We start from the raw sequence: 26,136 nt of genomic DNA on the forward strand, positions 1-26,136 counted from the left end.
TATTCTTATCATGAACTCAGAAAATAAAAAATTGCTTCAACCGGACTTACTGAAAGAAGCATTTGGACAAGCGTTTTTGAAGCTTAATCCAAAAAGTATGTTCCGTAACCCGGTCATGTTTACCGTAGAGATCGGTACAGTGGTGATGTTGGTTGTCACCTTATGGACATTGACGGGTGAGCGTTCCCAAGGTAGCTTTGGGTACAATTTTACCGTATTTGTCGTTTTGTTGTTGACATTACTGTTTGCCAATTTTGCGGAGGCAATTGCCGAAGCCAGGGGCAAAGCTCAAGCGGATAGCTTGCGCAAGACCAGAGAAGAGACACCCGCCAAAGTCTTGAAAAAGGATTCGACAGAAATCGTTCAGATCGCTTCCAGTCAATTACAAAAAGGGGATATCTTTTTGTGTGAAGCTGGTGATGTGATACCCACAGATGGTGAGATTATAGAAGGACTAGCGACTATTGATGAGAGTGCCATTACTGGTGAATCGGCTCCTGTGATACGAGAGGCTGGGGGAGATAAGAGCTCGGTCACAGGCGGGACGAAGGTGCTCTCCGATAAGATTAAAGTGATCGTCACTTCGCAGCCAGGAGAGAGTTTTTTGGATAAGATGATTGCATTGGTAGAAGGCGCCAGTCGTCAGAAGACACCCAATGAAATAGCCTTAACGATTCTGTTGGCAGGATTTACCCTTGTATTTGTCATCGTAACGGTCACACTCAAACCATTTGCTGACTATGCAAATGTATCCATTACGATCGCATCCTTCATCGCCTTGTTCGTCTGCTTAATACCGACCACCATTGGCGGATTGCTCTCTGCAATAGGCATTGCAGGGATGGATCGTGCACTTCGTGCGAACGTGATTACGAAGTCCGGAAAAGCTGTTGAGACAGCAGGAGATATCGATGTGCTACTTTTGGACAAGACAGGTACCATCACCATTGGTAACCGCAAAGCCACCCAATTTTACGCCGCCGGTGGTATTGCCGCCGAACGATTGATACGTGCAGCAGCATTGGGATCTACAGCGGATGATACCCCTGAAGGGAAGTCCATTGTTGAATTGGCAGCGCTTGATCCTTTATCCTTGCATGTCGAACAGCCACGTTATATCAATTTTACTGCCGAAACACGCACTTCGGGTGTCGACTTTGGAGATACGCGGATTCGAAAAGGCTCTACAGATGCCATAAAGGCTATTGTAACACAGGCTGGGCACCCCTTTCCAACCGAAGTGGACGAAAAAGTGAAATTCATTTCGAGCAATGGAGGAACGCCTTTAGTCGTGTCTGAGAATGAAGAGGTAATGGGGGTAATCGAGTTACAGGATATTATAAAACCCGGTATTCAGGAACGTTTTCAGCGGCTTCGCAAAATGGGCATTAAGACCGTAATGGTTACCGGAGATAATCCGTTGACCGCCAAGTTTATCGCTGAAAAAGCAGGAGTAGATGATTTTATCGCAGAGGCTAAGCCCGAGGACAAAATGAACTACATTAAGCGTGAGCAAGCCGAAGGGCGTTTGGTGGCCATGATGGGAGACGGGACTAATGATGCACCAGCTTTGGCGCAGGCTGATGTAGGAGTAGCGATGAATAGTGGTACACAGGCTGCTAAAGAAGCTGGTAATATGGTCGATCTAGATAATGACCCGACCAAATTAATAGAGGTCGTCGAAATAGGAAAGCAGCTCCTGATGACTAGAGGTACCTTAACGACTTTTTCTATTGCCAATGATGTAGCCAAATACTTTGCGATTATCCCGGCATTATTTATTACCGCTATCCCAGCTTTACAGGGGTTGAATATCATGAACTTGACCAGTCCACAAAGTGCAATCCTCTCCGCCGTCATTTTCAATGCCATTATTATTCCAATGTTGATCCCTTTGGCGCTCAAAGGAGTGGCATACAAACCCATAGGCGCATCGGCACTACTACGTAGGAATCTATTTGTGTATGGATTCGGGGGAATTGTCATTCCGTTCATAGGCATAAAATTGATCGATGTGGTCGTGTCTTTATTTATCTAACTAAAAAAATTAAACAAATGAAACTACATCTTTTATCCGCCATAAGACTGACCCTGGCCACTCTCGTGTTGTTCACGGTCATTTATCCCTTAATTATTTGGAGCATTGCCCAAGTAGCACCCAATCAAGGCAAAGGCTTTGTCGTACAAAACCGTACCCAGACAGCTGTATTTTACGAAAATATTGGCCAATCCTTTACACAGGACAAGTATTTCTGGTCGAGGCCCTCAGCTGTAGATTACAACGCAGCAGGATCTGGAGCGAGCAATAAAGGACCTTCCAATTCTGAATATCTTGAAGTGGTAAAGGGACGTATCCAAGCATTTATGGTGCATAATCCTGATGTTCAACGGGCACAGATTCCTGTTGACTTAGTTACTGCCAGCGGAAGTGGACTCGATCCACACATCTCTGTCCAGGCAGCAACTGTGCAGGTCAGTCGTATTGCCAAAATACGCAATATCCCGACCGATCAGCTCAAGAGGCTTATTGAGCAGCAAGTTGAAAAACCCCTTTTGGGCTTATTCGGCCCTCAACAGGTCAATGTGTTGCGTCTCAATTTGGCTTTAGATGCGCTTGTCCAATAACAATATGGTGCAGTCATTAACAATATAATATTAAGATGAATCTATTTATAAAATACCTGACATTTGGTGTCATCCTCTCTCCATTGGTCACTCCTGAAAGATCCTATGCGCAGACAACAAGCAACCCACTGATCATTAGCGGATATGCCGAAGCATACTATACCCAAGATTTTAACAAACCCAGCCAACATATGCGTCCAGGGTTTATATACAGTCACAATCGCGCAAATGAAATCAATATCAATCTCGCGTACATTAAGGCCAATTATACAAGCGAACAGGTGCGGAGCAATCTTGCGCTTGCAGCAGGAACGTATATGAATGCCAATTACAGTGCCGAACCTGGAGTCTTGAAAAATGTATATGAGGCCAATGTAGGCGTTAAGATCTCTAAGCGACACAATCTTTGGATAGATGCCGGGATCATGCCCTCCCATCTGGGGTTTGAAAGTGCCGTAGGCAAGGACAACTGGACGTTGACACGCAGTCTTTTTGCTGAAAATTCACCTTACTTCGAAACTGGTGCTAAGATTACCTATACCACTACCGACGATCGTTGGGTTCTGAGCGGGTTGTTTTTGAATGGCTGGCAACGGATACAACGTATAGATGGCAACAGTACTCCTGCATTTGGCCACCAGCTAACGTTTAAACCCAATGAAAGATTACTTATCAATAGCGGATCATTTGTCGGTAGCGACAAGGCGGATAGTGTCAAGCAGATGCGGTACTTTCATAATTTGTATGCCATATACCAGATCACTGACAAATGGGGGGTGACAGCAGGATTTGACTTGGGGGTGCAGCAGAAGGCCAAAGGTAGCGAGGATTACAGCACCTGGTACACACCTGTATTCGTGACTCGATATTCCCCTAGCCAACGCGTCAATATTGTGGCACGTGCTGAATACTATAAGGATAATGATCAAGTAATCATATCCACAGGGACCGACCGTGGATTTCAGACTACTGGATTTTCTTTAAATGTGGATTATGTAATATTGGCCAATGTGATGTGGAGGACAGAATTGCGTAATTTGAAAAGTAAAGATGCTATTTTTACAAATAGGAATACAGAACCGACCGATAATAGTCTGACGGCGACTACAGCATTGACTTTTAGCTTCTAGGACGTTGTAAGTGGCAAGGATAACGTTTATATGGATAACGATAGAAAAAACGCCGAATATTTCCTTTCCTTGATTAAAAAATCGAGGAAAGGAAAATTTAAGATTTATATCGGCATGAGTGCCGGTGTAGGAAAGACCTATAGAATGCTTCAAGAGGCACATGCCCTGCTGCGGACAGGAATCGATGTGAAAATTGGTTATATAGAGACGCACCATAGAGCCGAAACCCATGAATTGAGTATAGGATTGCCGACAATCCCAAGGCGCAAGTCCTTTTATAAAGGAAAGGAATTGGAGGAAATGGATGTTCAGGCTATTCTCAATGTAAGACCTGAAGTTGTACTGGTTGACGAACTGGCCCATTCCAATATAGAAGGTAGTAAAAATGAAAAGCGCTGGCAGGATGTCATTGAGATTCTAGAAGCGGGGATTAGCGTCATTAGCGCAGTCAATATTCAGCATATTGAGAGCCTTAATGAAGAGGTTCGGGGTATCACGGGTATAGAAGTCAAAGAGCGGATTCCCGATCGAGTGATTACTATGGCAGACGAGGTCGTCAATATTGACTTGACGGCTGAAGATTTGATCATCCGTCTCAAAGAGGGGAAAATATATCCACAGGATAAGATAAAGACCGCACTGGCTAATTTTTTTCAGAACAATCATATTCTTCAACTTAGACAACTTGCGCTTAAAGAGGTCGCGAGCCATGTCGTCAGGCAAGTTGATCATGTTGTGCCTCGCGACGGGAAAAATAAGCACGACCGATTTTTAGCCTGTATTGGAAGTGACGCCAAAAAAGCTAAAAATGTAATTCGAAAGACCGCTCGACTAGCCAGTTACTATGGAGGGGATTGGTTTGTCCTATACGTGCAGACGCCACGAGAAGATGTGCATAAGATACCTTTAGATAAGCAAAGGATGCTGATTAATAATTTTAAGTTAGCGACCGAGTTAGGGGGCAAAGTATTACAGGTGAAGGACCGTAAAGTGCCCAACGCAATTATGGAGCAGGTTACTAAGATGAATATTACAACTGTATGTATTGGTAAACCCAAATTGTCTCTTATTCGTATTATATGGGCTACTGGAGTGTTCAACGAGTTGCTAAAGAAACTTTCCTCCGCGAATATAGATTTGGTAATTCTCTCCTAATTGAAAACGGATTCGGCAGAGGTATCTTAAATCGTTTGAATAAGATGTAAGTTTGTTAGGGTAATGAGGTGAAATAAGTAAATTAAGAGGATGAAACCAAGATAGTAAATAATAGGGATACATGGAGCAATCATTATTTACGCGGGCTCTCATCAGCAATCGAAAAGAAAATAATAGGATGAAAATTAAAGCAAAGTTGACCCTCGGGGTCGGATCCTTATTTTTATTAATAATATTATTGGCCGGGGTGAGTACCTATTATGTCAATAGCCTAAAGAAGGATACTAAGAATATTCTGCGTGCCAACTATAATACATTGGAATACGGCCGTGGAATGTTGTTGACATTGGACGAAATCCAGAAAGATCCCACCGCCATTGAGGTATTTGAATCTAATTTGCAGAAGCAGATTCAAAATGAGACAGAGCCTGGGGAGAAGGAGGCTACCGAACAAATTGTGAAGCACTTTGACGCCTTGAAAAAGGATCAGAATGATTCTGCTCTATTTGTATTTTTAAGAAGAGACATTACCGAGGTAATGCGACTCAATATGGAGGCAATCGTGCGCAAGAGCGATGTTGCTAATAATACGGCTGAATCCGCAATTGTGTGGATATCGGTCACTGGGGCGCTTTGTTTTTTATTCGCATTTGTTCTGTTGGTTAATCTGCCTGGCAATATTGCCGATCCTATCAAAGAACTCACGGTCAGTATTAAACAAATAGCTGCACAGCAATATGGCCAGCGAGTGCATTTTGAGGGACATAGTGAGTTTGGAGAATTGGCCCAATCTTTTAATACGATGGCGCAGAAACTGGAAGAATATTCGAATAGCAAGTTGGCGAATATTATGAAAGAAAAAACCCGGATCGAAACGCTAATTAATAATATGCATGATCCAGTGATTGGTATTGACGAGCATAAAAAGATACTCTTTGCCAATGAAGAAGCGCTAAAAGTGGCCGGTCTAAATTGGCTGGAAATACAAGGTCGGCAAATCCAAGATATTGCAGTTTCTAATGATTTAGTCCGCTCGCTGATTACAGATTTGGTGGCTGGTCACTCCGTGTCAACAAATGGGGAGCCAATTAAGATTGCCGCAGATGGCAAGCAGCAATATTTTGATAAGGAAGTGTTAGACATCAATATCGTACCTACCGGAGAGCAGACACCTCAGCTCATTGGTCATGTGATTTTACTCAAAAATATTACACCCTTTAAGGAACTTGATTTTGCGAAAACAAATTTCATTGCAACGGTTTCACACGAACTGAAGACACCGATTTCTTCGATTAAGATGAGTCTCAATATATTGAATCATGTGCGTACAGGGACGCTCAATGAAGAGCAGCAGCAACTCCTGGAAAGTATAGGCGATGATAGCGAAAGATTGCTCAAAATTACCTCTGAATTGTTAAATATGTCCCAAGTGGAGACGGGTAATATCCAATTGAACATACAGCAAGCCGATCCTACACATATCTTAAAGTATGCGCTTGAGGCTACCAAGGTCTCTGCCGATCAAAAGATGCTACAGGTTACCACCGTAGTGGATGCAAATCTGCCTGTGTTGAGTGTCGATCCAGAAAAAACGGCATGGGTACTCACTAATTTCATTACCAACGCTATTCGCTATGCTCCTGAGCAAACGGAGATTATTGTATCACTATGCCGTGACAACGATCGGATTCTATTTTCTGTTCGGGATTTCGGTCCGGGAATAGATCATCGGTATCAGGAGCGCATATTCGAACGCTATTTCCAAATCCCGGGTAGCTCAAAGGCTGGGACGGGTTTGGGATTGGCAATCAGTAAGGAATTTATAGAAAATCAAGGTGGACGAATAGGTGTGGACAGCGAGCAAGGAATGGGGAGTACTTTTTATTTCTATTTCCCTATCCGATAATAAGATAGTTCTCGCAGATTGCTAGATGGCGCTATTGGCAAGTTTCCTGTGGTCGAACGTTTGCTGCTTATTCTCACTGGAAAATAAGCAGCAAGGTCAGGATAGAGACTAAAAAAGTACATCTTTAATTTCTGGCGTCTTGTCGAAAACGGATTTTGCAAAGGGACAGAGGGGCAATATTTTTATGTTGTTTTCCCGCGCGTAGGATACGATTTCCAATACAATCTTCTTTCCGATGGATTGGCCGCGATACGCATCGCTCACATCTGTATGATCAATGATAATCTTGGTGTCTCCGGCATGGGTATAGGTTACTCTACCTGCTTCTTTCTCGTTGTCGATCATAGAGAAGTAACCCTTTTGAGTGTCTTTAATGTGTTTGATTTCCATGTTTTTTATTTTTTAATAATCGTATATGTTGTCTTAACCTGTAATATGTATCATCTATTTTCTTTTTCTTCTCACAAAGGTACTACCCGATTTGGCAATACATATTGATATAGGTTAAGAAATCGTGTTAGCATGCGCAAACATTTTTTTATTGGAGTCTTACCGATACTGTGTCAACCACGCTATGGCGACAGTATGAGGATTGGAAGTACCAAAAGACATTATGGCCACGACCCACTACTAATCAGCAACCACCAGAATTACTAGCGATTGAAATTTTTATGTGCAAGGTCTTTTCGCACCCGACTCAGGCTTTCTGGGGTGATGCCTAGATAAGATGCAATCAAAATCTGCGGAACACGTAGTGTCAGGTTAGGGTATATCTTAATAAAATCGAGATAACGCTGCTCAGCTGTCGCACTGAGCAATAAGGTGATTCTTTTTTGGAGATGCCGAATATGGTTGTGTAGCGATTTATTGTTAAACTCTAAAAAAGATTGGTTTTCCTTGGCCAACTGTACAATGAATTCTTCATCGATTTGTACAACTTTACTATCCTCTATAGCTTGGATATAATAATCAGAAGGGAGACCAAAATAGACACTGCCTCTATCGGAGACGATCCAATTTTCTGGAGCGAACTGCAAAATATGCTCTTTACCTTTGTCATCAATGGAATATTGCTTGAGTAGACCTTCTTCTACAAAATAAGATAGTTTGCCTACTTCGCCGGCCCGCAGTAGATAGTTTCCCTTTTTTACGGTCAATACTCTACAATTCATGACCAAGTGTTCTATGGTTTGAGTATCTATATCTGTATTGGATGTCAGATATCCGGAATAAGAGAAATTTTTCATCGAAATGTTATTTGTTTAATGTCCTAAAATATTAATATTATTTAGGAACGGAAAATTAGCAAGTATGTAGGTGTATCTCTTGATATTGAAAAGACAATTATTAGGTCTAAATGGTTGCTTTCTAGCTATAAGGCAAATCTTTTTAGTGCAAGGGACGACCGATATGATATTTTTTTCAATTAAAAGATTATATTGCATCGATAACACTTGTTTTTCGATATGAGATAGTTGTTTGCCAAAATTTATGCCATCAATAATTTCGGAACTATAAATGGAGACTTATAGGTACCTAGGGTAAACGAACAAAATCTAAGGATATTTTATTACACTCAAATAAAGCAGGTTTTGTCGCAATAGCAAACAAATTGTTCGGATGAAAAATAGACTTGCCTATCGACTACTTTGGGAACGCATACGGAATGGCGATGAAGATGCATTTTTCGATCTTTATAAATCGTTGTATTATGAGTTGGTCAATTTTGGTGTACGTACGAGTGGTGACGTGGATTTATCTAGTGAAGCAACAGATCAAGTATTTGTGACGATTTGGGAGAAGAGGGAAAAATTGGAACGTGTAGAAAATGTTCAAGCCTATCTCATAACTTTTCTAAAGAGAAAAATTCTAAGACTACTCGAAAAACAGAATAAAATCAATAAAGCCCTTCAAAATGTAAAAGCCGAGGACGATTGGTTTGAGATGCCATACGAAGAGTTTATCATACAGGTCCAAACCAATGAATGGATTCAACATCGATTAAAAGAAGCCTTGGATAAATTGACTTTCAGACAAAAGCAACTTATCCATTTGAAATTTTTCGAAGGGCTTACCTATGAGCAGATTGCCTCACGTACTCAGCAAACAATTAAGACTGCGTATAATACCGTCTATGATGCGTTGAAGATTCTGCGAGAGGAATTAAAAGATATTTAATTATCTAGTTGTCAGTGTTTTGTGTTTTTATTTTATTTTTCCTTAGGAAATTTTCAAATTCTAAGGCACTATAAAGTAAATAGCACCAAATGATAAACAATAAATATGAAAACGTTGAAGATTTTCTAATCGATAATACTTTTCAAGAGTATTGTGCTGGGGACAATCAACAATGTATCCAATACTGGACTAATTATCTGCATAAGCACCCTGAACAGGAGGCCACGATGATACAGGCAAAGAGATTGTATCACATCCTCGTTGGCAACAAAAGACCCTTGGATGCTCAGGTTGGTAAGTTGAAAGCCGATATTCAGGCACTTGCTCCTATCCCAACCATTACTAAATTTCAATTTTCATTTTGGATTAAAACTGCTGCCGCACTAGTCATATTGACAGGCGGATTGCTTTGGGCTATCCAAAGATCTAGCGTAGAGGGTGTCGCTTCCCAACAGCGAGACGTCAGCTACGTGACTGCCAATGGCGAAAAGAAAACTATTGAATTGGCAGATGGTAGTAAGGTGACGCTAAATGCTGGAAGTAAATTGTTTATGGACAAGGGATTTAATGTGAATGAAAGGCATGTCCACTTGACAGGGGAAGCTTTCTTTGATGTCAGTAGTAACAAGGAAAAACCATTTATAGTGCATACACAGGATTTTGATATTCGCGTATTGGGGACATCCTTCAATGTAAAGGCTTATCCCGAAGAGACTACTTCAGAAGCGGTATTGATCCATGGGCTCATTGAAATGAAAAGCAAGAGAGGCAATGAAAATCTAGTGCTGTTGAAGCCCAATCAAAAAGTGACGATATACAAAGCTGAGGAAAAAATTGAAGGCAAAGAGAGTGTGAAGAAAGTGAAAAAATCGCAACTTAAGGAGATTGCGATACAAGATTTAGAACCCGAAGAAGATAACTTGACATTACCGGATGTTGCCTGGAAAGAGAATCGTCTGGAAATTATTGATCAAGACTTCTCCTCGTTGCAACATGTGTTAGAGCGTTGGTATGATGTCGAAATCCAGCTGCAAGACGAACACCTACAGGACTATAGATTTACAGCCACCTTTAACAAAGAGCGTATCGATCAAGTATTAAATGCCTTACAAAAAGTACAACCCTTTAAATATAAGATATATGGAAAAAAAATAACGATTTACAAGTAAAAGAAAAGGATGGTGGTCCAACACCATCCTTCCAAAGTGATTATCAAACCGGCAGTCCCATCTAAGCTAAAAAACGAGCTGCCAAGTTTAAACTTTAACCAAGTACCAAAATATGATTAAAAATTGCTTAATGCAAGTGCATAGAGTATATTTTATGCGCTTTAGATTCATTATCTGGATGAAACTAACCTTAATTATGATGTTGATTGCCAGCCTTCATGTGTCGGCTAGCGTCTATTCTCAGCAAAAAGTTTCTTTTGATGTCAACAGGGCTAAGCTGAGTAAAGTGTTGAAGATTATTGAAGAAAATAGTGATTACTATTTTGTCTATAACTCAAGCAACCAATTATTAAACAAAGAGATTTCCCTTGCAGTGGATAATACCAAGGTAGTGGATGTACTTGCCAAGATATTCAAAAAATCTGGACTTCAATATTCGGTATCAGACGAAGGATTGGTAGTGGTGAGCCAAAGACAAGATTTGCAAGTTAAAGGCATAGTGACAGACGCTGAAGGCCATGCGCTTTCTGGAGCTACCGTCCGTTTGAAAGGCACCGCTATTGGCAGGGCCACTGATATTAATGGTCGTTTTGAACTGGATGTTCCTACTGGTAGTGTACTGATTTTCTCTTTTGCGGGCTATCTATCTCAAGAGGTTGCTGTTCAAGGGAACAACGAACTCAAGATTGTACTTCAAGAAGATAATCAATTATTGAATGAAGTGGTCGTTACTGCCTTAGGAGTAAATCGTGAAAAACGTACTTTGGGATACTCTGTCACCCAAATTAATGGGGAAACCTTGACTCAGGCACGGGAAAATAATATAGCTAATTCGTTGGTTGGTAAAGTTGCGGGGTTAGACGTTAGCTCCACTTCTGGTGGTGTAGGGTCTGCGACTAGTGTTGTTATTCGAGGTGCATCCAGCTTAAGCCAGACCAATCAACCTTTGTATGTGATTAACGGTGTCCCTATGGAGAATGCGCCAGTCGGCTTTGGTAATACCAACCCTAATGGCAATAAAGGTAGCCAATGGGATAATGCTCCCGATATGGGAGATGCCATAGGCAACCTCAATCCGGATGATATCGAGAGTATCTCTGTGTTGAAAGGTGCTGCTGCTTCAGCTCTTTATGGTTCACGAGCAAAAGCTGGTGTTATTTTGATTACGACCAAATCCGGAAAAGGTTCTGGGATTGACTTCAGCAGTAATTACGTTGTAGAACAGGTCATGGATCGGACCGATTGGCAGTATGTGTATGGACAAGGGGCCAATGGAGAAAAACCTCAAGATGGAGTTGCAGCAGCTCAGGTAGGCGGGTCAAGTTGGGGAGCCAAGTTGGACGGTAGTAGTGTGCCACAGTTTGATGGAGTTGCTAGACCATATGTAGCGCAGAAAAAAAATATAGAAAACTTCTATAACAATGGGCATACTTGGACTAATTCCTTGGCACTCAACAAAGCCTTTGAAGGTGGTGCACTACGTTTTTCTGCTAGCGATCTCTCCAATAAGTCCATTATGCCTAATTCTGGTTTAGATAGACAGTCCCTGAATTTGACGGGTACTTTCGAGCCTGTTAAAAGGCTAGCCATTGACGCACGTGCTAATTATATTATTGAAAAGGCAAAAAATCGTCCTATGCTTTCGGATGGTGCGGGCAGTGCTAATTATAATGCCGTATTCCTACCTACGAGTTTGGATATTCGGGATCTGAAACCGTGGAAAACAGATAAAGGATCTGAGATTCCTTATAATACGGGGAATTCATGGGACACTAACCCTTGGTTTGCTGCTTATGAAGTTCAGAATAATACAGATAGAAATCGTTTAATTAGCTCGTTGTCTGCTCGATATACCTTTGAGAACGGTTTGTTTGTACAAGGACGCGCAGGACAAGATTTTTATACAAATAGTTATCTGAGTGTGCTTCCTACGGGTCTTGCCTATGCACCTCCGAATAATCTGGTATCGCAGAAGATGCGGTTCTCCGATCTCAATGCTGATGTGCTAGTAGGAAAATCGTTCAAAGTGAATGACGAAATTTCTTTAACACCCAATTTGGGAGCAAGTTACCGCAATACAAAGACAGATCTGACCATCAACCAAGGTTCAGGAGTTTTGGTGCCTGGAGTCTATACGATTGTCGGGTTAAAAAATAAATCTGTTGCCTATTCAGAGACAGAGCAAGAGACACAGTCGGTATATGGGACTTTGGAATTTGCTTATCGGGATATTTTATACCTGACCGGGAGTGCTCGTTCAGACTGGTTTTCCACCCTTGCAGCACCTGGCAAAAACAATAAGTTGAGTGTGCTCTATCCATCCATTAGTGGTTCTTTTGTCTTTACTGAGTTTATAAACTCTGGAGCACTTAGTTTTGGTAAGTTAAGGGCAGGGTATGCAGTAGTTGGTCAGGCTACACGTCCATACCAGACCGCTTTAACATATAGTGTCCTTAGTCAGTCTTTAGGAGGAGCTTCTCTAGGGCAAATCACAAATTTGGAAATTCCAAACTCAGGACTTAAAGCTTCCAAAGCCTCTGAGTTGGAGATAGGTACAGATTTGCGGTTCTTTAACAACCGATTGAATATCGATTTGACTTGGTATAAAAAGCGCTCGGATGATGAGATTACGAGTGTGACTACGTCAAGTACCGTTGGTTATGATGGTGCTATTCTCAACTCCGGATCTATTGAAAATAAAGGTGTTGAAGCTTTGATTTCGGGTGTCATCATTAAAAAAGACAATTTTAATTGGACTTCCTCCTTGAATATGACCTACAACAAGAATACCGTGCTGTCACTCGCGGATGGCGTATCTGAGCAACTGATTGCAACTTCGCGTTCAGGCGTGGGCTTTCTCAAAAATATTCGTGGAAAGGCTTTGGGACAGATTGTAGCATACGACTACAAATACGATGACAACGGCGAGATTATTAAATTGGCAGATGGCTCGCCTGATCGTGGTGAATTGAAAGAATATGGTTCAGCTTATAACAAATGGTTTGCTGGCTGGAACAATGATTTTACCTATAAGCGCTTTAATTTCGGTTTCTTGATTGATGGTAAGTTTGGAGGCAAATTATTCTCAGGAACAGATTATTTAGGCTATATCAAAGGCTTACATAAAGAAACGTTGGAAAATCGGGAAGGTTTAGGTAATACGGCAGCCAAATTCTATGAGAATACCGCCAATAATACATCTTATCGTTTTGTCAATGACGCTAGTTTTATCAAATTTAGACAGTTGACATTTGGATATAGTTTCCCTGCTTCGGTATTTAACAATAAAATTAGTGGTTTGAATATAAGCCTTGTTGCACGTAATCTTTTCATACTGATGAAGAAAACGGATAACATCGACCCCGAGTCCAGTTACAATGCGACTTTTCCAGGTCTGGAATTGGGTGGTATGCCCCCAGCCAGAACCTTTGGGGTGAATTTGAATGTTAAGTTTTAATGGAGAAAGGACGATAAAACTGAGATGCCAATAGCATCAACTCGAACGCTCATTAACAATGAAATGCAATCGGATAATTGATGAACAAATAATTATATTCTGATGAAAAATAACGTAATAAAAATATATGGTCTTTTAGTAGTTGCCGGGCTTATGGGAATGACCGCGTGTACCAAAGACTTTGAAAAGATTAACACGGATCCAGTCAATTATGGTCCGACAAACTTTGATCCTAATTTTACCTTTTCTACTGCACAGTTGACCTATACCGGCAGTACGGATTTAGCATATGAGACCTGGCGGGCCAATCTCATCTATTCAGGTACCATGATGCAGGGATTATCTTCTGTAGTAAGCTATTGGGCTGGAGATAAATACCTTTTGACCCCTTGGTATACCTCTGCTTATTGGGAGCGCGCATATGCCGAGCAGGTAAAGCCCATAGTAGATATTGTGGAATTGACACGTGACAAACCGCAGTATAAGAATCTACATAATATCGCTCGTATCTGGAAGGTATTGATATTCGCTCGATTGACAGATTTATATGGGGACGTGCCATATTCAGAAGCAGGACTTGGATATTATAAAGGCAATCTTTCTGCTAAATACGATAAGCAACAAGATATCTATATGGATATGTTGAAGGAGGTGGAGGCGGCTATGGCAGCATTGGACCCTGCTGCAGATCAAGTGACGGGTGATGTTATCTATAAAAGCAATTTTGAAAAATGGAAACGTTTCGGAAACTCATTGATTTTGCGGTTAGCGATGCGGCTCACAAAAGTGGACGATATCACCGCAAAAAGCTATGTGGAAAAGGTTGTTGGGAAGACGATGGCCAACAATGATGATAATGCGTTCCTTAAGCACGATGCAAGTGGTGCCCGTATAACCCAAAACCGTAATAGTCAGGTCCTATTGGGAGATGGAGGACAGGAACATTACTATGTCAAGTGGTCAGACACTTTTATCAATGCACTGAAAAATAGTAATGATCCACGTATTAAGGTGGCAGTTACCAAGTTGTTTCTTACACCTAGCGAGGTGGAAGAAAGTGACGGGACCAAAAAGAAAAATCCGGACTTTGTTACAGATCCAGTTGTTCAAAAAGGGATGCCTAATGGAAAAGATTTGAATACTAATCCCCTGTATGCTATTAGCGCCCACCCATCCTACACCACTTTTCCTGAGTATTCGTCGCCACACCCAGGCATGATTAAAAGGGATGGAATTACCTTTATTCTGACGTATGCAGAGAGTGAGCTTCTGCTGGCAGAAGCAGCGCAACGGTGGGGTGTGGGCGGATCGGCAGAGACTCATTACAAGAATGGTGTCAAAGCTGGAATCACCTTTCTGGGGCAATATGATGCTGCTCTAGCCATCAGTGACGCAGATGCGGAGGCTTATGCTACCGCACACCCATTGACTGGAGGATTGAGCCAGATTGGATTGCAGTATTGGATTCATCAAAATACGGCCTTGAATTTTTATGAAACTTGGTCCAATTGGCGGCGTACGGGCTTCCCAAATCTGATACCTGTGGTATACCCTGGTAATGCAACCAGCGGTACCATACCTCGACGTTTGCCTTATCCAACCGCGGAAGAAGCAGGGTCAAATAGCGCTTATTACAAAGCTGCTGCTGCTGCTGTTCCTGGAGGAGATAATTTAGCTGGTCGAGTATGGTGGGATAAGCAATAAATAGGCTCACTTTTTTCTATTATATAGGGTCATTCTTGAAAAAGAATGACCCCTGTTTTTGTGCCTGGAATGGTTTGTCTAAAATTTTTCATACATCCCTAAAAATCCAGTCAATCCACCTGTATGGATTAATAAAATTTTAGTATCCCGCGCGAAATAATCTTGTCGGATGAGGTCATATGCCGCATAAAAGAGTTTTCCAGTATAAGTTGGCTCGATCATGATGCCTGTTTGGGTTACAAAAGATTGGATAAAACCCAGTAAATCGGGTTTCGTTTTGGCGTAGCCGCCAAAATGGTAGTCTGTATGCAATTTGATAGTCTGTGCCGTTATTCCTAATTGCTGCACCTCTTTACGAATGAATTCGCCGCCTTTTAACACGGGTACTCCATGTAGTTGCATGTCCATTGTCTTATTTGAAATACCTTGTTGCAATCCGGCCAACGTAGCACCAGTACCACAAGCACATAAGATATCATCGTAGGATTGCTGTAACTCAGTTATGATTTCGGCACATCCTTGAGCAGCTTCCTGACTATATCCGCCCTCATTAATAAAAAAAGCAGCGCTGTCTAATCCAAATCTTTTTTCGAAAACGGATGGTTTGTCCCTATAATCATCTCTTGAAATAAAGCACAGTTCCATCCCGTATAGCTTACATAGTGCCAATACGGGGTTGTGCACTTCATCCCCTCTTACATATCCGATTGTGCTAAATCCGAAGGTAGCTCCTGCACAGGCTGTGGCTAAGAGGTGGTTGGACCAAGCTCCTCCAAAGGTTACCAATGTTGACTTATTTTCCTTGCGCACCCGTTGAAGCGTATATTTTAGTTTTCGCCATTTATTGCCCGAAATAAAAGGGTGAATCATGTCGTCCCGTTTGACGAATACTCGTACTCCCTTTTCTAAAAATAGAGTGTCGTTGATTTCCTGTTCAGGACTGTGAAATTCAAAAGATAACGTATTCATTCTATGCGATAAAGACTAAGCGAAGACTGATATTCATGCTTAACTTCACAAAGTTACGGGAATTTGCATGAATTCATCTAACTTTGTACAATGGCAGAAGATTTAGAATTATTAGAACAAGACGAACAAGAATTATTTGAACATCTGAGAATTGAGGTTGATAAGGGGCAAGCCCTGTTGCGTATAGATAAATTCTTGATGAATAGGGTGGAAAATGCATCTCGAAATAAGATTCAGAATGCGATAGATGCCGGTTCGGTATTGGTCAACGATAATGTTATCAAATCGAGCTATAAAGTTAAACCTTTTGATGTCATTTCTGTGGTATTGCCAGACCCTCCCCGGGATACTGAAGTATATCCCGAGGATATTCCATTGGATATCGTCTTTGAAGATGACGATGTTATGGTGTTGAATAAGGTAGCGGGCATGGTGGTACATCCAGGGTTTAATAACTATACAGGTACGTTGGTTAACGCATTGACGCACCATTTTAATCAGTTGCCAACATTGCCTGGCAATGCTGGTCGCCCGGGACTTGTTCATCGTATTGATAAGGATACTACAGGTCTGCTGGTCATTGCAAAATCAGAATGGGCCATGACCCATCTTGCTAAGCAGTTCTTTGATCACAGCATTACGCGAAAATATGTAGCGTTGGTATGGGGTGATATTGAGCAAGATGGCACAATCACGGGGTATATCGGGCGAAATCTTAAGGATCGACGAGTCATGACTATGTATGATGACCCCGAAAATGGTAAATGGTCGGTCACACATTATAAGGTACTAGAGCGATTGGGATATGTGACCTTGATTGAGTGCCAATTGGAGACAGGTAGGACCCACCAAATACGTACTCATCTCAAATCTATAGGTCATCCATTATTTAATGATGCGCCCTACGGTGGAGATCGAATTTTGAAAGGAACAGTCTTTAATAAATACAGACAGTTCGTGGATAATTGCTTTGCTCTTTTGCCTCGTCAAGCCCTTCACGCTCAAGTTTTGGGATTTGTACACCCCAAGACAAAACAATATTTAAACTTTGAGGCACCATTGCCCGAAGATTTTCGTTTAGCATTAGAGAAGTGGAGAGCGTATTCCAGCTCATCTACCCAAGAGCAAGATTAGTAAGGGAGTAGAATAGTTATGTCAACGATATATATTAATTATAATGGAAAGATTGTAGCCGAACATGATTTGGTGATTTCCGCTGAAAATAGAGCATTTAGATATGGCGATGGTCTCTTTGAAACCATGCTTTGGAAAGACGGTGATATCCGCTTTCTGAATTTCCATGTCCAACGTTTACAAGAAGGCTTGGGTATGCTCCATATGGAGGATAGCCATCGTTTTGACACATTCTTTATCAAATCCAAGACAGAGGAATTGATTCGAAAGAATAACATGTTGGGACAGCAGGTCCGTGTGCGACTCATTGTATTTAGAGAGGGCGGTGGCTTGTATAGCCCGGATACCAATAAAACTGCTTTCGTTCTGCAAATTGCCCGGATACCTGATTCTTTAAGAGACAAGAAAATTGGCTTGATTATCGATTTGTATACGGAATATAGGAAACCATACAGTGACCTTTCGAAGTTGAAATCCAATAACGCCCTCATTTATGTGCTGGCAGGATTGCATAAACGAAAACATCGCTTCGACGAAGTCTTGTTACTCAATCAAGAGGGGTTTTTATGCGAAGCTTTATCTTCCAATATATTTATTTATTATGAGAAGGTCTTATACACACCAGCTATTTCTGAAGGATGTGTGGCCGGTGTTATGCGTCGAGTCGTGATGGATATGGCCGCTGATGAGGGAGTAGAAGTGGTAGAGGCCCAAATCAGCCCAGAAATCATGAAACAGGCTGATGAAATATTTTGTACCAATGCTGTTCATGGGGTACAATGGGTCATGGGCTATAAGCAGAAACGTTACTTCAATAAGATTTCGAGAATATTGCAAGAGAAATTATTGACTTGGGGGTATGATGAGGACAATTAGGACGAACGAATCGTGATTTTTGCAATCGAATAAAAGATGCTGGACGGCGTATAGTGAACTATACGCCGTTTTTTATTGATATAGTAAAAGGGAGAGGATATCTAATTTCTCAAGGAACATGTTAGTCAATTTAGACTGTGGGAAATAATTTTATGTTAAAAATAGAATGTTTTGTTTCCTATACTCACGGTTTTGGATGAAATATGTTTTTTGTGCATTTACAGACGAAACCTTAATTCGTAACAAAAGCGGGGTATTGCTGAATGAACTTGCTTTCTTCTAAATCAATACAGTGCAACAAACTCAATTGCGGGTCTCTTTAACAAACCTGAAACAAATATCCCCCTTAACATCAAAGATAAAGGGGGATAGGGTAAATGGAAATGTTATAAAGGCAATTCAATTATTTCAATAGCTTCTCTAATTGTTGTGTAAGCTGTTCTCCATGTAGATTGACGGCTACTATCTTGCCATCGGGCCCAATGAGGTAATTTTGAGGAATGGCGCGTATCCCATATAGTTGGGCGGCTTCATTTTTCCAACCTTTGAGGTCGCTGACCTGTGTCCAAGGGAGACCATCTTTTTCGATGGCTGCCAACCAATTCGCTTTTTTGCCCGGATTGTCCAAAGACACGCCTAGAACCGTGAAATTCTTGTCTTTAAACGTATTGTAAGTTGCTACAACATGTGGATTTTCCGCTCTGCAAGGTCCGCACCAAGATGCCCAAAAATCGAGCAATACATACTGACCTCTAAAATCGGATAGCTTGATAGGCTTGTCGTTGATGTCATTCTGGGTGAAATCGGGCGCTAGTTTACCTACTGAAAGCATTTTAGCGGTAGCTATTTCAGCGGCAAGTGTCTTACCCATCTCACTGGTACGCAATGTCGTGCTAAGACTTAAAAGGAGCGGTTCAATCTTGGCAATATCAATGCTGTAACCAGCCATATCCTTCAACGACAAAAGACTGAAATAGGATTCAGGATGTGCTGTGATATATTTTTCTAGGGCGACATTTTTACGCGCATCAACTTCATCCATTCGACGTTCAATCTCTGTCAGTGCTTCTTTATTTTCACTCTTGCTCTGATAAAGCTTACTGCGTTCTGCATACAATACTTCTAACTCGTGATCATATGTGTATGTCGCTTGACTGAAGCGTTCGAACTCCTCCTGAATGGGTGAACCTGCGACCGTTGCATGTTGAATAGAGTCGGTGAAATTAAGGGTTGTTTTTCCTCCATCGACATAAAAATTCTTGCGGTCGATTTTGCCTTTTGACTTCCCGAATCTTTCGCCATTGGGTGAGTAGGTGAGTGTAACGAGAGTTGGCTTGGTAATGTTTCCTGTGTAAAGGAATGAGCCTTCAGATGCAGAGATAGAATCCAAGACGATTTTATTGTCTACCCCATACCTAATAAATGCTTTCGCTTTTGGTTTTGGATTTTGAATTTGGACGTTGATCTCAAAGGACTGCTGTTGTGCGAAGGCAAAAGCCGAATAGACGACTGCTGTAAATGTTAATATAAGTTTCTTGTTCATGTTTTATATGGCTTTGGCTCTATCTAATAATTCTTGCGCAATCTTTTGGATTTTGGAGGTTTCTAAATCTGCTAAAGATCTTGCAGCCTCCGCGGCTTTGACAGCTTCTTTTTTCTTCTTCAGTGTGATACAGATATCTGCAAATGTGCCTTGATTGGAATAGCTATTGGGATCCATCTTTACAGCTTGTTTAGCTAGGACGTAACATTGTTCCAAACGGGTGGCATTCTCTCTACTTATTTTACTGGAGCCATATCTTCGCGCGATGAAACTCAGTTTTTCGGCTTCGTCTTTTAAGATGCCTTTTCTAAGCGTGTTGGTGAGCGTCACAAATTCCTTTGGAGTACCGTGTGCAGCTACCCATTCAACTTCAAACATAGCTCCATCCTTTTGTTTATCCTGATCGGTACTGTTGACAAAATATTGAAGTCCGTCTTTGAACTCTTTCTCATTTTTCTCGCGGATATAAGTATACATGGCATATCGCAAGATTTGAAGTTCTTTTTTGTCAAAGGCGATTTGTTCCACATGTTGTTTGAAATAGGTCCTATTGGCCATGAAGAATTGACCATAACGGTCATTTGCATTTTGAGCTAAGAGTTCAATTGTCTTCCAGCCTGCCGCCGATCTTAGAAATTCGTCAGAAGCCTGGGCATCTAATTCGTTTCGAGCTTCTTTGACCAATAAAGGGTTTACCTTATTCATTACGATAATGTAGTTTAAGAGAAAGGTAGGGTTGCGGTCTCCCTCAGTGTATCTTTTTTGAATTGTTGGAATTTGTGTTTCTGGATTAAGTGCACGTTTGCCCTCAGCCAAAAATTCATCAGCCTCCATTCGGGATTGGGTACGGTAGATGAGCTCACCATTGCTATCTAGAAAGAGGTAGGTCGGGAAACTACGAATGTTATATTTTTTCGCCAATTCTATACCTTCTCCTTTTTCACAATCAAATTTGGTATTTATAAAATTCACGTTATAGAACGAAGCGATGGCTGTGGTATTGAAGACGTTTCCTTCCATCCACTTGCAGGGAGCGCACCAAGATGTGTACCCATCTAGGAAGATTAACTTGTTCTGCTCTTTGGCCAAGGATTTGGCCTCAGCAAAAGAGATTGCTTTAAATTCGATGTGTTCTTGGGCTTGGGTAGTCATAAACCCTAGTAGACCAATGACTAATATAATATACTTCTTCATGAGAATAATTTACTGCTGTTTTTAATATTCTTGTTTATCTTTCGTACTGAGGAATGGAAGGATTGAGTGATAGGACCTTTGGTGGTACAGGAAGTATCATCCTTATATCAGAAGATTCCATGCTCCATTCTTGTGTCTCTAGCTTATGTACAATTGTCTTTGTCAAATCACCGCTGGTATGCAGACGCTTCAGGTCGATAAGACGGGTCGATGCGAGATAAGGCATTTCTCTCCTGCGTTCGTCAAGAACCAATGAGAGGGTTTTTACTTTGTTAAGGTCCATGATGTGGATATTATTGTCAATACGGCTATCTCTAAGCATATTTATCAATTTCAAAGCTTCTTCTGTCGAGCCAACACGAGCTTCACATTCTGCGGCAATTAATATCAGTTCGGGAGTACTGAATCCCGTATTCATCTCAATATAGGGTGCCCATAACACACGCCCAGGAAATTTCATTACGGCCGATCCAAAAGAAGCTTGATCTCTACAGAAAAATAATTGATAACGCATATCTATGGCATTAGCGGTCAGGTCTTTCTTATAAGTATCTATTAAGTCTTGGCTAGTGAATACCTCTGCATTCAGACTTCCATAGCTGCTTGTACCTAGGCGGGACCATATTGATTCCTTATTTGTACGGATATCCGGAAAGGGTATATCTTGGTCATCTTTGCGGCATACGCGACCAAAGGTCTTCTGCTCGCGGTTGGTATAGAGTGTGTAATCTTCCAAGTAGCTGTGTTGCTTTAGTGCTTCCCTGGCATTTTGAAGCGCTTCCATATAACGACCCTGGTACAGATACATCCGACTTAAGAAAGCATACCCCACTGATTGTAGTGGTTGAAAGGTGGTATTGGCGGTTTTGCCTAGGAGGGGTAACGCTTCCTGAAGGTCGTTTTCGACAAGTGTATAAATTTGCTGAACGGACACACGTTCATAACTCTTGTTGATGTCCTCGGATAGAACCAAAGGTACACCATAGTCGGTAGCCGCAGTTTTAGAATCATAGTGTCTTCCATAAATATTGACAAGATTCAGATATTCAAAAGCACGTCCGACCTTGGCTTCGGCCCATAGCCTTTTTTTCTCTGTATCCTTGCCGTCTGTTACTTGGAGGACATTGTTAATCACTACATTGTATGTAAAGATGTGACTGTAGGCGGTTTCCCAATAACTATCAGCTTGACCATCTTCAAATATGGCACCATGCTCAAAGGTATAGAGACGCTTCTTAACCGTTGGATAACTATCAAAGCCAGTTCCCGAGATATCGACAGGATTGCCAGATACGATATGATCAGTTAGGTAGTCTGGAAATGCAGGAGTGGCTCTTATAAGGCCCTGATTGTTCATCAGCAGCTTATAGTCATCTATAAATTCTGGAATAGTAAAGCCTTTGGGCTTGATATCAAGATAGGAGTTACAACCCAGTAGCAAGAAGCTAGTAAAGAGGGCTGACAATATTGTTTTTTTCATTTTGTTCTTAATCTTTAAATTTAGGATTATATACCAATGGAGAAACCTAGATTGTACACAACAGGAGTTAACCTCCCTCTAGAGGGAGACATAACACGACTTGGCGCTGGCTCACTCGTCATACTGTAGCCCGACCAAGCTTCTGGGTCCAAGTTCTCTTTGTTGGCGGCCCATCTCCATGGATTGGTCACTTGACCAGTGATGCGTATGTAGCGTAACGGGGTTTTCTCCACAATTTTTCTGGACAGATTATAAGAGATAGAGACGTCTCGAAGTTTGATGTAATCTGCTTTTTCTACAAATTTATCGGCTGCGGTATAGATGTCCATTATATTTCCTGATGCAGCGGACATAAATGCAGGACCAAGGTCAGGGTTGGATTCATCACCGGCTTGTTTCCAATAGTTAAGCCATAGCCTATCTACATTGCTATTGTAATTGAGTTCGGCAAGTTTAGTCAATGGCTCTGGGCGTACCGAACGCATAATATGCCCTCCATTGTAAATAAACATAAAAGACAGACTGAAGTCTTTGTAACGGAATCCATTGCGGAGAGCTATGCTATAAGGGGGGATAGTAGTGCCTTCATAAATCAAATCGTCTACCACTAATTGTTGTGTGCTTTTGACCAAGGTGCCGTCTTTCTTGCGGGCTAGTGGTTGCCCCTTTTCGTCTAACCCAGCATAGTCAATGCTATACACACTACCCATCGGTTTACCGACTCGATTTTGAGTAGTGTAGTAGTAATAATATGGGGTATTTTGCTGAGTATATAGATTGGTGATTTCATTCTTATTATAACTGAAGTTCAGGTTGGTTGTCCAATCAAAATTCGCAGATACAATTTGTTTAGAATTGACAGCCAGTTCTATACCTCTATTACGCATGTCCCCATAGTTGAGGTTTACTTGGCTCCAGCCCAGCGTTGGGTCGATAGCAGTAGGGCCGAGTAAATCGGAAGTACTCTTATTGTACACATCTATGCTACCTGAAAGTCTGTTTTTTAAAACGGAGAAATCAAGACCAAAGTTGGTAATTGCCGTTCGCTCCCATCTCAAAGAAGGGTTTGGAGGAGAATCGATGTCGGCTTGCATTTCACCGGTATAGGAGTTCAAGTTATTGGAAACCCGCGAGATTAGATACGGACCGAAATCTTTTGGAACGTTTCCGTTAATACCATAGGTAGCGCGGATTGCCCATCGATCTATCCACTGTTGGTCAAAGTTGGGCATACGGTATAATGCTCCTAGTGACCACATAGGCTTGTATTGATTTTTTATATCCGTACCGAAGAGATTGGATTGATCCACACGTATACTTCCACTCAAAGTAAGATTTTTCTGGTAGGTGTAGGATCCATTGGCGTAAAGCGATATGAAGCGATCGATGATATCGACAAAACCTTCGCCCTTTTTCTTCTGTAGGGTGTAACTGCCAAATATACTTTGCGTATTTTGAATGTTGATTCCAATTAGCTCTTCATTGATGCCTTTGTACATCAAACTGCTTTCGTCATATCCATATTTATAAAAATTGGTATAACGGTTGTTAATCTGACGTCGTTCTGCCCCTGCAATGACATTAATTTCATGGTCACTCCCAAACTTACGCTCAAAATTGAACTGTCCTCTTAACGTGTAAGAGTTGATATCTTCACGTTTTTCATCAAATTGTCCACCTTTAGGAACAATATTTTTGATAATACCTTTTTTATCAATCTGTGTTGCATCGTTGATCTGGGTGGCGACTGCAAATGCATTCTTGGAATAAGTCTTGCCTAAGTACCCTTCTGTACGCTCTGTTTGATACATCAAATCAAATGTGAGGCCCTCCATTAAGCGGAAATTGGCTCCAAAGTTTAAATTTAGATATTTGTTGTAGAATTTTTCGTGTGTATAGGCATTCTGCTCAATGGGGATAAAAGTTTCATCTTCTAAACCTAATTCATTGAGTCTATCGATTTCAAATTGTGACTTATTATTGTACCATTGAGCAGGACTGCCGTCTGCATTTCGGAGTAAAAAGTATGAAGCTTTGCCTCCCATATAGTTGTCGAAGAAGTTGAAACCTACATTACCATTTCGGCTTTGGTTTTGTCCCAAAATACCAACCGTTAATCTCGCCCAATCGGTCAATTTGACAATGTTTTTAAGGTTGAACCCCAAATTTTTATTGACAGGACGATTTTTATTATAATCACCAGGCTGCGTATAGTTCAAGGAGTAGTTGTATTGGTAACGATCGTTTCCTCCTGATAGGGATAAATTATGCTGTTGACTGAAATTTATCTTATTTAGAAACTCATCCATATCAGCGAATCGATCGCGATTGCGGTATACATCCAGTTGTCTTTCCATCTCCTCAGCGCTAATCTTGCCACCTTTGTGCTCATAAAGAATAGCGTAAACATCATTCATTGATTTTCGAGGGTCAATATTGGAGTAATCGCCCGAGCGATAATTGAACATGGCCTGCTGAAAGTCGACGAGCTCGGTACTGCTCATTTGATTCAGATATTTCCTGCTCGGTAATCCTTTAAAAGATAGTGTGTTGCTATAGTCTATACGTGCTGGTCCTGGTTTGCCCATTTTGGTCACCACGACTATAACCCCATTAGAGGAACGTACTCCGTATATCGATGCCGCAGAGGCATCCTTTAATACTGTAATGGTTTCAATATCATTAGGATTTAAGGCGGTAAGGTCCCCTTCGAATGGCATGCCATCTACTACGATAAGTGGGGCGGCTTGCGCATTGATGGTGGCACGTCCTCGAACTTCGATTCCTAGGTTGTTTTTGTCATTCTGTGGATTGGAAATACTCTTATTTCCGGCAATGGCCATACCTGGTAGTAATCCCTCCATCCGCTCGATGATGCTGGTCTGCAGACGTCCTTCCATATCTTTAGCAGTCACCTGTGCAAATGAACCAGCGGCTCTTTCTTTACTGATTTTTTGATAACCAGTATTGACGGTTACATTGACCTCTGATAGTTCGGAGTGGAGTGGGGATAAGCGAACCACCTCCATGTGTGTACTGCATTTTCTTTCGGCTGGCTCATATCCCACAAATGTGATAATTAATGTAGAGGTCAAAGGGATGTTCTCTAATTTGAACTGCCCCTGAGCATCTGTCATCACGGTGATAGTTGTACCTTTCACGCGGATAGAGGCTCCGGACAATGGTTCTCCATTTTCATTTATAACTGAACCTCTGACAGATTCCTGTTTTTGTGCTTCTATTAGGGAGGAAAGTTGCTTGTTGTCACTTGGTTTCTTGATAATGACAATTTTATTTTGGATGGTGTATTCAAGTCCATTGTTCTTGAGTACTTTTTCCAATACCTCATTGATATTGGAACCCTTTAGGTTGATATCTATCGGCGACAGGTTGGATAGCAGAGATTCATTGTAAAAAAAATCATACCCTGACTGTGTTCTGACTTTTTTTAGCACGGATGAAATTGATTCCTTTTTACAGTCTAAAGAAATGCTCTGTGCCAGACTGTTGCCTTTGGCTTGAACAAGTAGTAGTCCCGCTAGGACTGAGACCATGGTTTTTCGCCAGGTTACGGCCGTAAAGATACGCGGTTGCGTTGTAATCTTCATTTTTATAA

General features: G+C 41.4%; 18 protein-coding genes. 11 read left to right on the forward strand and 7 right to left on the reverse strand.

Annotated elements, in window-relative coordinates; all coding sequences use genetic code 11:
• Nucleotides 1-10 precede the first annotated feature (10 nt).
• The 5 genes from kdpB to OQ289_RS05830 all read left to right on the forward strand — a co-directional run bounded on the left by kdpB (nucleotide 11) and on the right by OQ289_RS05830 (nucleotide 6,816).
• Nucleotides 11-2,038, forward strand: a complete 2,028-nt coding sequence (gene kdpB / locus OQ289_RS05810; protein ID WP_270089805.1) for a potassium-transporting ATPase subunit KdpB — start codon at nucleotides 11-13, stop codon at nucleotides 2,036-2,038.
• A 17-nt stretch (nucleotides 2,039-2,055) separates the two neighbouring features.
• Complete coding sequence (locus OQ289_RS05815; protein ID WP_270089806.1) at nucleotides 2,056-2,625, forward strand: K(+)-transporting ATPase subunit C; 570 nt, start codon at nucleotides 2,056-2,058, stop codon at nucleotides 2,623-2,625.
• 35 nt (nucleotides 2,626-2,660) lie between these two features.
• Complete coding sequence (locus tag OQ289_RS05820) at nucleotides 2,661-3,755, forward strand: porin (protein WP_270089807.1); 1,095 nt, start codon at nucleotides 2,661-2,663, stop codon at nucleotides 3,753-3,755.
• 30 nt (nucleotides 3,756-3,785) lie between these two features.
• Nucleotides 3,786-4,910, forward strand: a complete 1,125-nt coding sequence (locus OQ289_RS05825; RefSeq protein ID WP_270089808.1) for a sensor protein KdpD — start codon at nucleotides 3,786-3,788, stop codon at nucleotides 4,908-4,910.
• 178 nt (nucleotides 4,911-5,088) lie between these two features.
• Nucleotides 5,089-6,816, forward strand: coding sequence for an ATP-binding protein (locus OQ289_RS05830; protein ID WP_270089809.1), 1,728 nt, complete (start codon nucleotides 5,089-5,091; stop codon nucleotides 6,814-6,816).
• A gap of 108 nt (nucleotides 6,817-6,924) precedes the next feature.
• Here the strand turns inward: OQ289_RS05830 and OQ289_RS05835 are convergent, their stop codons facing one another.
• The gene (locus OQ289_RS05835; RefSeq protein ID WP_270089810.1) at nucleotides 6,925-7,206 is read right to left on the reverse strand and encodes a GNAT family N-acetyltransferase; all 282 of its coding nucleotides are present in this window, start codon (nucleotides 7,204-7,206) and stop codon (nucleotides 6,925-6,927) included.
• Nucleotides 7,207-7,469: 263 nt separating this feature from the next.
• Entirely contained in the window at nucleotides 7,470-8,063 is a 594-nt protein-coding gene (locus OQ289_RS05840) for a Crp/Fnr family transcriptional regulator (protein WP_270089811.1), read from the reverse strand.
• Nucleotides 8,064-8,436: 373 nt separating this feature from the next.
• On the opposite strand from OQ289_RS05840, the gene OQ289_RS05845 reads away from it, so the two are divergent.
• From OQ289_RS05845 to OQ289_RS05860, 4 genes are all read left to right on the forward strand, one after another.
• Nucleotides 8,437-8,994, forward strand: coding sequence for an RNA polymerase sigma factor (locus OQ289_RS05845; RefSeq protein WP_270089812.1), 558 nt, complete (start codon nucleotides 8,437-8,439; stop codon nucleotides 8,992-8,994).
• Nucleotides 8,995-9,083: 89 nt separating this feature from the next.
• Nucleotides 9,084-10,163 (forward strand): FecR family protein, encoded by a 1,080-nt coding sequence (locus OQ289_RS05850; RefSeq protein WP_270089813.1) that lies wholly within the window; start codon nucleotides 9,084-9,086, stop codon nucleotides 10,161-10,163.
• Between the two features lie 178 nt (nucleotides 10,164-10,341).
• Nucleotides 10,342-13,620 (forward strand): SusC/RagA family TonB-linked outer membrane protein, encoded by a 3,279-nt coding sequence (locus OQ289_RS05855; protein WP_270089814.1) that lies wholly within the window; start codon nucleotides 10,342-10,344, stop codon nucleotides 13,618-13,620.
• Between the two features lie 102 nt (nucleotides 13,621-13,722).
• Entirely contained in the window at nucleotides 13,723-15,324 is a 1,602-nt protein-coding gene (locus OQ289_RS05860; protein ID WP_270089815.1) for a SusD/RagB family nutrient-binding outer membrane lipoprotein, read from the forward strand.
• Between the two features lie 78 nt (nucleotides 15,325-15,402).
• Here OQ289_RS05860 and OQ289_RS05865 read toward each other — a convergent pair whose 3' ends face one another.
• Nucleotides 15,403-16,293: a 1-aminocyclopropane-1-carboxylate deaminase/D-cysteine desulfhydrase gene (locus OQ289_RS05865; RefSeq protein ID WP_270089816.1), complete on the reverse strand. Its 891-nt coding sequence runs from the start codon at nucleotides 16,291-16,293 to the stop codon at nucleotides 15,403-15,405.
• A 90-nt stretch (nucleotides 16,294-16,383) separates the two neighbouring features.
• Between OQ289_RS05865 and OQ289_RS05870 the strand changes: the two genes are divergently transcribed.
• Both OQ289_RS05870 and OQ289_RS05875 read left to right on the forward strand, forming a co-directional pair.
• Complete coding sequence (locus OQ289_RS05870; protein WP_270089817.1) at nucleotides 16,384-17,427, forward strand: RluA family pseudouridine synthase; 1,044 nt, start codon at nucleotides 16,384-16,386, stop codon at nucleotides 17,425-17,427.
• A gap of 18 nt (nucleotides 17,428-17,445) precedes the next feature.
• The gene (locus OQ289_RS05875; protein ID WP_270089818.1) at nucleotides 17,446-18,303 is read left to right on the forward strand and encodes an aminotransferase class IV; all 858 of its coding nucleotides are present in this window, start codon (nucleotides 17,446-17,448) and stop codon (nucleotides 18,301-18,303) included.
• A gap of 403 nt (nucleotides 18,304-18,706) precedes the next feature.
• Here the strand turns inward: OQ289_RS05875 and OQ289_RS05880 are convergent, their stop codons facing one another.
• The 4 genes from OQ289_RS05880 to OQ289_RS05895 are packed head-to-tail and all read right to left on the reverse strand — an operon-like array spanning nucleotide 18,707 to nucleotide 26,128.
• Nucleotides 18,707-19,846: a TlpA disulfide reductase family protein gene (locus OQ289_RS05880; RefSeq protein WP_270089819.1), complete on the reverse strand. Its 1,140-nt coding sequence runs from the start codon at nucleotides 19,844-19,846 to the stop codon at nucleotides 18,707-18,709.
• 3 nt (nucleotides 19,847-19,849) lie between these two features.
• Nucleotides 19,850-21,040 carry a thioredoxin family protein gene (locus OQ289_RS05885; protein WP_270089820.1) on the reverse strand — a complete coding sequence of 397 codons (1,191 nt, stop codon included), beginning with the start codon at nucleotides 21,038-21,040 and terminating at the stop codon, nucleotides 19,850-19,852.
• Between the two features lie 34 nt (nucleotides 21,041-21,074).
• Complete coding sequence (locus tag OQ289_RS05890; protein WP_270089821.1) at nucleotides 21,075-22,520, reverse strand: RagB/SusD family nutrient uptake outer membrane protein; 1,446 nt, start codon at nucleotides 22,518-22,520, stop codon at nucleotides 21,075-21,077.
• Between the two features lie 26 nt (nucleotides 22,521-22,546).
• Nucleotides 22,547-26,128, reverse strand: coding sequence for a SusC/RagA family TonB-linked outer membrane protein (locus OQ289_RS05895; RefSeq protein ID WP_270089822.1), 3,582 nt, complete (start codon nucleotides 26,126-26,128; stop codon nucleotides 22,547-22,549).
• Between the last annotated feature and the right edge of the window lie 8 nt (nucleotides 26,129-26,136).

This window comes from Sphingobacterium sp. SYP-B4668 (assembly GCF_027627455.1).
Classification (GTDB): domain Bacteria; phylum Bacteroidota; class Bacteroidia; order Sphingobacteriales; family Sphingobacteriaceae; genus Sphingobacterium.